Here is an 8,198-nt window from a genome sequence, read left to right on the forward strand (position 1 = left end):
GGTCTGGGGTCGGTCAGATACATTTGAAATAGTCGAAAGGCTCGTGGCAGCTCTGGCACCGGTAGAGCGCCTTGCAGGCCGTGGAGCCGAATTCGGAAATGCGCGCGGTCTCAAGCGAGCCGCAGCGTGGGCACGCCACTTCCGTCTCGCCAAACAGGGCGCGAATGGAATTGGAGGCTTTTACCGGTGGTGCGATGCCATAAGCGCGCAGCTTTTCCCGCCCCACTGCCGTGATCCAGTCCGTCGTCCAGGCGGGCGAGATCACGCGCTCGACACGCGGCTCGAATCCCGCCTCACGCAGCGCCGTCTCCACCGCCAGCTCGATGGCAAGCACCGCCGGGCAACCCGTATAGGTGGGCGTGACGCGGGCGACGGCGACATCCCCATCCATCTCGACGCCGCGCAGGATGCCGAGATCGGCAATGGTGACGGCGGGGATTTCCGGATCAACCACGGCGGCAGCGGCGCGATAGGCGCGCTCGGCCTGAGAAAGGTGGCTCTGCCCCTCACCGGCCTGCCGGGCGCTCTGCCCCGCAGACTGAGGAAAAGAGGCCGTCACCACCGTGTTGCCCATCACCAGGTCATCCCCGGATAGGTGCGCTGCATGTATTGCAGCTCCGCGAGCAGGAAGCCCAGCGCCTCGCCATGGCGCCCCTGACGGCCACCGGTCTGGCCATAGGGCGTTTCCACCCATTCAAGGCCAGCCTCGGCAAAGACCGGGCCGACAATGGCATCAAAAGCCGACCGCAGGGTGGTCGGATCAGGTGCAATGCCGGCCTCGGCCATGGCGCGGGTGACTTCGTCGCTCTCGAACAGTTCGTCCACATAGGGCGCGAGCGCCTCGACCGCCGCCTTCATGCGGCGGGTGCTTTCTTCCGTGCCATCGCCAAGGCGCACCACCCATTCGCCGGCATGGCGGATGTGATAGGCGACTTCCTTCTCGGCCTTGGCGGCGATGCCGGCGAGATGCTCGTCGGTTGAAGTCATCATGGCCTGCCACAGCGGCTGCATGAAAGCCGCAAAATAGAACTGGCGCAGCATGGTGTGCGCAAAATCGCCGTTCTGGCGCTCGGCCATCAGGCAATTCACATACTCACGCTCGCGGCGCATATAGGCCAGCTGATCCTCATCGCGGCCCTTGCCCTCGACCGCGCCGGCATACTGGTAGAGCGAACGCGCCTGCCCTATGAGATCGAGCGCCATGTTGGGCATGGCGAGATCTTCTTCCAGCATGGGCGCATGACCGCACCACTCAGAAAGACGGTGGCCGAGAACCAGATGATCGTCGGCAAGCCGCAGCAGGAACGCCGTCAACGTTTCACGAGAGAGGGAAGACGCGGCAGCCATCACATGTGCCCCACATCTTCGGGAATGTCGTAGAACGTCGGGTGACGGTAGACCTTGGAAAGCGCGGGCTCGAAATTCTCATCCTTGTTTTCCGGGTCCGACGCCGTGATCGCCGAGGACGGCACGACCCAGATGGATGTGCCCTCGCCCCGGCGCGTATAGACATCGCGCGCGGCCTGAAGCGCCATCACCTCATCGGCGGCATGCACCGAGCCGCAATGCTTGTGCGCCAGCCCGTTGCGCGGGCGGATGAAAACTTCCCAAAGGGGGATCTGGTTTTTCGTCATGTCACTCACTCCGCCGCCATTCTTGCCGCCTCGCGGCGGGCTTTGCGTTTCTCCGCATGGGCAAGGGCCGCCTCGCGCACCCATGCGCCCTCATCCCAGGCCTTCTGCCGCGACGCGATGCGGTCGCGGTTCATGGGGCCATGCCCCTTCACCACCCGCCAGAACTCATCCCAGTCGATAGCGCCGAAATCGTAACCGCCCTTCTCCTCGTTCCATTTCAGGTCCGGATCAGGGAAGGTCAGGCCGATGAACTCACCCTGCGGCACCGTCGCATCGACGAATTTCTGCCTGAGTTCGTCATTGGTGAAGCGCTTGATCTTCCATTTCATCGACTGGTCGCTGTGCTGGCTATCGCTGTCGGAAGGGCCGAACATCATGAGCGAGGGCCACCACCAGCGGTTCAGCGCATCCTGCGCCATCTCCTTCTGCTCTGGCGTGCCGCGCGCGAGCGTCATCATGATCTCGTAGCCCTGACGCTGGTGAAAGCTTTCTTCCTTGCACACCCGGATCATGGCGCGCGCATAGGGACCGTAAGAGCAGCGGCAGAGCGGGATCTGGTTCATGATGGCCGCGCCATCCACCAGCCAGCCGATCGCGCCAATGTCGGCCCAGGTCTGCGTCGGGTAGTTGAAGATGGAGGAATACTTGGCCTTGCCGCTAAGAAGCTCCTCGGTCATCTCCTCGCGCGAGACGCCCAGCGTCTCGGCGGCGGAATAGAGGTAGAGCCCGTGGCCGCCCTCGTCCTGCACTTTAGCAAGCAAAGCCGCCTTGCGGCGCAGCGACGGCGCACGCGTGATCCAGTTGCCCTCCGGCAGCATGCCGACAATCTCGGAATGCGCGTGCTGGCCGATCTGTCGCACAAGCGTCTTGCGATAGCCCTCCGGCATCGGATCGTTGGGCTCGATCTTTTCCTCGGCATCGATCCGCGCCTGGAAGGCGGCAAGAAAGGCCTCGTCTTCCGTTGTATCGGTTTTCGCACCGATAAGCCCTTGGCTATACATCGCTTGTCCTCCATGCTCACGCGCGGCTCGGGACGGGGTGTCAGCCCGCCTTTAATGTGTAACAAAAAATGCTTATGATGGCAATATTTCGTAACATGTTTTTGAGGATCGGAGTGACATGAACGCTCAGTTTGAAGCCGAACAGGCACTCGGCGCAGCAAGGGAAACGCTTCAATCGGTCTTCGCTCCGTGGATCAAAGCACTGGCGATCGAAGCGCTATCGGCAGACGAGACGGGGGTCGATTTCCGCCTTCCGGAAAATGCCGATCTGGTGCATGTGGGCGGGGTGATCTGCGGACAGGCGACGGCTTCCGCAGCCGACACATGCGCCGTGGCAGCGCTTTCCGCCGCCAATGGCCACTTTCGCACCTGCACCACCGTTGACATGACCACGCATTTCATCCGGCCCCTGAAACCCGGGCCGGTCACGGTCCGCGTCGAGGTACTTTCGAATGGCAGACGCATGGCCTATGTGCGGGTGGAAATGCGCGCGGAGAACGACCCCCGCCTCGCCTTCACCGCGACCGGCGCCTATGCCTATCTGGAGTAAGTCCGCGACCATCAGTTGATGGCGGCTGGAAGCGAATCAAGGGCCGGTCGCACTTGCGCGACGGAAACACAATAAATCCACAACCAGCTTCCGCGCCCGAAAAATATGGCTTAGCATGCATAGAGGGAGGCACCCCACCACCGACAGCAGGCAATCTCTTCTGTGGCTGGCCAGCGGCGGCAGGTCCACCCTGATAACAATGGGTCAGTTCTGAATGTCGATCATCAAGCGCAATAACGTAAAAATCAGCGGTGACGGCCAAACACCGATGATCTTTGCCCACGGTTTTGGGTGCGATCAGAACATGTGGCGTTTCATTGCTCCGGAATTCGAGCGTGATCACAGGGTGATTCTGTTCGATCACGTCGGAGCGGGCCGCTCGGACCTTGGTGCTTATGATCAGGAAAGATATGCCACGCTGGAAGGCTACGCGGATGACGTGGTGGAGATCTGCGAAGCATTAAATGTCGAGAACGGTATTTTTGTCGGACACTCGGTGAGCGCCATGATCGGCGCACTGGCATCGATCAAGTCGCCCAAGCATTTCGAGAAGCTTGTGCTGGTCTGCCCCTCCCCCTGCTATCTCAATGACGGAGACTATCAGGGCGGGTTTTCGCACCAGCAACTGGAAGAGCTCCTGGAGTTTCTCGACGAAAATCACATGGGCTGGTCGGCGCAGATGGCGCCCCTGATCATGGGCAATGCGGATCGCCCCGAGCTTTCAGAAGAGCTTGAGAACAGCTTCTGCCGGACCGATCCGGATATTGCCCGCGCATTCGCACGTGCAACCTTCCTGTCCGATAACCGTGCCGATCTGGCCTCGGTTCGGACATCCAGTCTCGTGCTGCAATGCAAGGAAGACGTGATCGCGGGTCAGCAGGTGGGGAAATACGTGGAAGAGCACCTTCCAGATGCGCGACTGGCTCTTATCGACGCCTACGGACATTGTCCAAATCTCGGCGCACCCGACGAGGTGATCAAGGCCATGAGAGAATTTCTGTGAACGTGGCCTACAAGAACACGATGGATGACCCGGAGGAGCTGTTTGAAAACGCTCCCTGCGCCTATGTTTCACTGCATCCCAGTGGCCGTATCCTGCGCGCCAATCAAACCCTCGTGGACTGGCTCGGCTACTCCAAAGAGGAACTCGCAGGCAAGTCATTCCATGACATTCTGAGTGCGCCTGGTCGCATCTTCTATGAAACCCATTTCGCCCCGCTGCTGCGCATGCAGGGTTTTTTCGACGAGGTCGCGCTCGATCTCTCCGACGCTTCGGGCACGACGTTGCCAGTGCTAGCAAACGCACGGGAAGTGCGTGACACGGCGGGCGACACCCACTCTGTCCGCGTCGCCCTGTTTCGCGCCAGGCAACGCCGGCAGTACGAACGGGAGCTCCTGGAAGCGCGCCGCGCAGCCGAGAAGGCACGTGAGGAACTCGCCGCGCTCAACGCATCGCTGGAGGAACGAGTCGAGAATGCGGTGCAAAAACGGATCAAGCTCGAACGGGGCCTCTGGTACGAACGGCAAACGGCAAAACTGCGCGAGCAGTTTGTCGCCGTGCTGGGTCATGATCTGCGCAACCCCCTGGCGTCGATACGCAGTGGCGCAGAGATTCTGGCTCGTGACCCCGATCCGGAAAAACGCGAGAAAGTGGTGACCCTCATGCGCTCCAGCATTGCGCGCATGAGCAGCCTGATCGATGACATGCTCGACCTGGCGGCCAGCCGCCTTGGCAAGGGCATGGCGGTGGAGATGAAGGCGGTCGAGCTCGGCCCCGTCATTCAGCAGGTGGTGGACGAGGTCGTTGCCGGCCGCGAAGCGGCGCGGGTTGAAACTCAGATCGATCTTCCTGACCCGATCGAATGTGACGAGGGGCGGATCGGCCAGCTCGTTTCCAACCTCGTGGGCAATGCCATCGACCACGGTACAGAGGGCGAAGCTGTTCGTGTCGTCTCCGGGTGCAGCAACGGCGTTCTCACGATCCGCGTCACCAATGCCGGCGGGCCGATTCCTCCTGACGTGCGTGTCAGGCTCTTCCAGCCCTTCTCACGCGCCGAAGTGCGCGCGCATCAGAAAGGGCTTGGTCTCGGGCTGTTCATCGCTTCCGAAATCGCCCGCGCCCACAAGGGCAAGCTGGAAGTGGAAAGCGACGAGAAGGAAACGTCTTTCCTGTTCAAAATGCCCCAAAAGGCATCCCAAACTGCAACCCAGACGACCAAGGCCACCTGACAGGACCGGCCCCTTCCCTCCTACTCCTCCTTCACCCATCGCGCCTCGGTGCCATAGAGCGGCACGGTCGAGATCGCCATCTTGGCCGAACCATCCTGCACCTGGCGGGCGTGGGAGAGATAAATCAGCGTGTCGTTCTTCTCGTCGTAGATACGCTTGACCACAACCGACTTCCAGATCAGCGACTGACGCTGTTTGAACACCTCCTCGCCATCCTCGCCAAGATCGATGTCACCAATGACAATGGGCCCCGTCTGACGACAGGAAATGGAGGAGTTGGAGGGGTCTTCGAACCAGTTTCCCTTCTGCAGCCGGTCGATCATACCGCGATCGAAATAGGTGACGTGGCAAGTGACACCCTCCACCTTGGGATCCCTCACCGCCTCTATCACGATATCGTTTCCGAGCCAGTCCACGCCCACCTCGCCCACTTGTTCGGCAGAGACCGGGCTTGCGGCAAAAGTTGCCAAGACGAGCGACGCGGCAATGAAGGAAGGGCGCATGGACTGGTCCTTTCGTAACGAAGATGCGTTCTGCGCATATGGGGCAATTTGCGCGATATTGAAGTCCTGTCGCTGAAATCCGCGATCCAACGACACGGGCGCAGCCAAAGCGCATGTCGGAAAACTGCGCTGCCCTGCGTCCTCGGAATATGAAGGGCAGTGACAAGGGAGAAACAGGATGCGTCCGCTTCTAACTGTTTTTGAGAATTCACCCGACCGTGGGCAGGGTCATGCCCGCGACATGCGTGTGCGCTGGGCGCTTGAGGAGGTCGGGCAGGACTATGATATCCGCACCGTTTCGTTCCAGCAAATGAAGGAGCCCAGTCATCGCAGGCTCCAGCCGTTCGGCCAGATCCCCACCCTTGAAACGGGCACGGTGAGCCTGTTTGAAACGGGCGCCATCCTTCTTCACATTGCCAGCGAACATGCCGGTCTTCTGCCGGAAGATGATCGGGGGCGCGCGAAGGCACTCTCCTGGTTCTTTGCCGCCCTAAACACCATAGAGCCCCCCATCGTCGAACGGGAGGCTGCAGGCTATACGATGCGGGACCGCCCCTGGTTCGGTGAACTCCTTGCCCTCCTCGACGAAAAGGTCGATCTCCGGCTCAGGGATCTTTCGGATGCGCTTGCAGACCGGGACTGGCTTTGCGGCCATTTCAGCCTGGCCGACATCATGATGGTGACCGTGCTGCGCCGGCTGGAGGGCAGTTCACTCATTGAGAAACACGCCAGTCTCTGCGCCTATATGGAGCGCGGCAAAAGCCGTCCCGCCTATCAGCGCGCATTCGACGCGCAGCATGCGCTCTATCGCGGGCGATGAGTTTGCGGGTTCTGTCGGCTGGTGAAATGACGCCGCGTGGCTGCGTTCACCGGTTTCACCGGATTTCAGTCTGGAACGAAGATCCCTTCATCCAGAAACCAGAGGCACATCCCGGCATCGCCAGCCTGCGGATTATGCTTCGATGCCGCGATCCACTCCAGAAGCGCCCGCGCCTCCTCCGGCGCGACGGCGAGGGTCGCCTTGGCGGAATTCAGACGCACCTGCATGTTTTGATGTTCATAGAGTTTCATGAACAGCCGCCGCCGATCTCCTGGCCGCCCACGCAGTTCTTCTTCGATTCCCATCAACTCATCGAAAAGTCTGTTGTAGCGGGCAATTTCATTTCCCAGCAGCGCATGGTCCTGTTCCGCACCAATTTCAGCGGCACGCGCGATGAGACTGTCGTCTGACTGGTTTGCAAGACGAGCGGCTTTGGACTTCATTTCAGCACTCCAAACTTTCTCAGTGCATATCGCCCCATCAATTCGCGTTCCTCCCGGCGGCTTTCTACCTTCGCCCAAACCGTGGTCCATACATCAGAAATGAAAGTACATCCTTGGCATATACTTCCTGCGGAAGCGCCCTGGCATCAATGATGGATTGAACAATCTGAATGGCCTTATCCGGATAAAGAGGGTGGGCATGTTTGGCGGCGTTCAGCCGCACTTGAGGATTGTCGTGATCAAACAGTTCGATCAGCGCTTGACGCTGATCACCGGGGCGCGCTTCCAGTTCTTCAACCAGCTTTTTGATTTTCATATAAGCGCGATTGTAAGGCCCGGTCTCAAGATATAGCAGCGCCTCATTCTGCGTCAGGTTCAGTTCGATAAAGCGTTGCAGCATCTCGTCGACGGGAGCGTTATTCTTTCGTCTCGTCATCATTTGAAAGTTCCAAGCCGTTGCAACGCAAAAGGCCGGCCTCTACCCGCCCGCGCCCTGAAGCCCTCGAAGAAGTTGCTGAAACAAGAATCCTCCCAAATCATTGGATTTGGCAGCAGACCTACCCAAGCGTCCAACCCATCCAGCATGTTCAATGAACGGGCTTGGGTTTCGGTATGATGTCGAGATGTCATCTTCGCAACAACTCCATCATTCCGGCTCAAGAGGTCCATTGATCAAGTAGTCCAGCACGGTTCTGGCATCCGCTTCCTGTGGATGTCTTTTGGCATCGATGATGGATTGAACGACCTTAATGGCCGGATCTGGGAAAAGGGGATGGGCATATGTGGCTGCGTTCAAACGCACTTGCGGGTTTGGATGGTCGAAAAGATCGACCAGAACATGCCGCTGATCACCGGGGCGTGCTTCCAGTTCTTCCGCCAAACCTTTAATCTCAAGATAAGCGCGATTATAGGGCCGTGTTTCGAGATATAGCACAGCCTCATGCTGCGTCAGGCTCAGTTCGATAAAGCGTTGCAGCATCTTGTCGACGGAAACATTTTCTCCCTTCTTCGCCACGCT

Annotated in this window: 12 protein-coding genes; 4 read left to right on the top strand and 8 right to left on the bottom strand. The window is 59.5% G+C overall.

The genetic code is table 11. The features are described 5' to 3' along the window. Positions 1–13: 13 nt before the first annotated feature. From paaD to paaA, 4 genes are read right to left on the bottom strand one after another with little or no spacing between them, the layout of a single operon-like run. A complete protein-coding gene (paaD, locus tag HF949_RS14790; protein ID WP_292896506.1) occupies positions 14–577 on the bottom strand; it encodes a 1,2-phenylacetyl-CoA epoxidase subunit PaaD in 564 nt (187 codons plus the stop codon). Next, positions 574–1,347 (bottom strand): 1,2-phenylacetyl-CoA epoxidase subunit PaaC, encoded by a 774-nt coding sequence (paaC, locus tag HF949_RS14795; RefSeq protein ID WP_292896508.1) that lies wholly within the window; start codon positions 1,345–1,347, stop codon positions 574–576. Before paaC ends, paaD begins: the two co-directional genes overlap by 4 nt. Then, positions 1,347–1,634 carry a 1,2-phenylacetyl-CoA epoxidase subunit PaaB gene (gene paaB, locus HF949_RS14800; protein ID WP_292896510.1) on the bottom strand — a complete coding sequence of 96 codons (288 nt, stop codon included), beginning with the start codon at positions 1,632–1,634 and terminating at the stop codon, positions 1,347–1,349. Before paaB ends, paaC begins: the two co-directional genes overlap by 1 nt. Before the next feature lie 5 nt (positions 1,635–1,639). Further along, on the bottom strand, positions 1,640–2,635 hold the full coding sequence (gene paaA / locus HF949_RS14805; RefSeq protein WP_292896512.1) for a 1,2-phenylacetyl-CoA epoxidase subunit PaaA: 996 nt from the start codon (positions 2,633–2,635) through the stop codon (positions 1,640–1,642). 118 nt (positions 2,636–2,753) lie between these two features. Between paaA and HF949_RS14810 the strand changes: the two genes are divergently transcribed. The 3 genes from HF949_RS14810 to HF949_RS14820 all read left to right on the top strand — a co-directional run bounded on the left by HF949_RS14810 (position 2,754) and on the right by HF949_RS14820 (position 5,414). Then, positions 2,754–3,185, top strand: a complete 432-nt coding sequence (locus HF949_RS14810; protein ID WP_292896514.1) for a PaaI family thioesterase — start codon at positions 2,754–2,756, stop codon at positions 3,183–3,185. A 214-nt stretch (positions 3,186–3,399) separates the two neighbouring features. Further along, positions 3,400–4,188, top strand: coding sequence for an alpha/beta fold hydrolase (locus HF949_RS14815; RefSeq protein WP_292896516.1), 789 nt, complete (start codon positions 3,400–3,402; stop codon positions 4,186–4,188). A gap of 20 nt (positions 4,189–4,208) precedes the next feature. After that, a complete protein-coding gene (locus tag HF949_RS14820; protein ID WP_292900226.1) occupies positions 4,209–5,414 on the top strand; it encodes a PAS domain-containing sensor histidine kinase in 1,206 nt (401 codons plus the stop codon). Between the two features lie 20 nt (positions 5,415–5,434). Here the strand turns inward: HF949_RS14820 and HF949_RS14825 are convergent, their stop codons facing one another. Continuing rightward, complete coding sequence (locus HF949_RS14825; protein ID WP_292896518.1) at positions 5,435–5,917, bottom strand: CreA family protein; 483 nt, start codon at positions 5,915–5,917, stop codon at positions 5,435–5,437. Positions 5,918–6,095: 178 nt separating this feature from the next. Here HF949_RS14825 and HF949_RS14830 point away from each other — a divergent pair, with 178 nt between their 5' ends. Continuing rightward, on the top strand, positions 6,096–6,737 hold the full coding sequence (locus tag HF949_RS14830; protein WP_292896520.1) for a glutathione S-transferase family protein: 642 nt from the start codon (positions 6,096–6,098) through the stop codon (positions 6,735–6,737). A gap of 65 nt (positions 6,738–6,802) precedes the next feature. Here HF949_RS14830 and HF949_RS14835 read toward each other — a convergent pair whose 3' ends face one another. The 3 genes from HF949_RS14835 to HF949_RS14845 all read right to left on the bottom strand — a co-directional run. Further along, the gene (locus tag HF949_RS14835; protein WP_292896522.1) at positions 6,803–7,180 is read right to left on the bottom strand and encodes a DUF2019 domain-containing protein; all 378 of its coding nucleotides are present in this window, start codon (positions 7,178–7,180) and stop codon (positions 6,803–6,805) included. A gap of 64 nt (positions 7,181–7,244) precedes the next feature. After that, positions 7,245–7,619, bottom strand: a complete 375-nt coding sequence (locus HF949_RS14840; protein ID WP_292896524.1) for a DUF2019 domain-containing protein — start codon at positions 7,617–7,619, stop codon at positions 7,245–7,247. Between the two features lie 207 nt (positions 7,620–7,826). Further along, a partial coding sequence (locus HF949_RS14845) for a DUF2019 domain-containing protein (RefSeq protein WP_292896526.1) occupies positions 7,827–8,198 on the bottom strand: 372 nt, incomplete at its 5' end.

This window comes from Nitratireductor sp., from assembly GCF_017794765.1.
In the GTDB taxonomy this organism is placed as follows: domain Bacteria; phylum Pseudomonadota; class Alphaproteobacteria; order Rhizobiales; family Rhizobiaceae; genus Nitratireductor.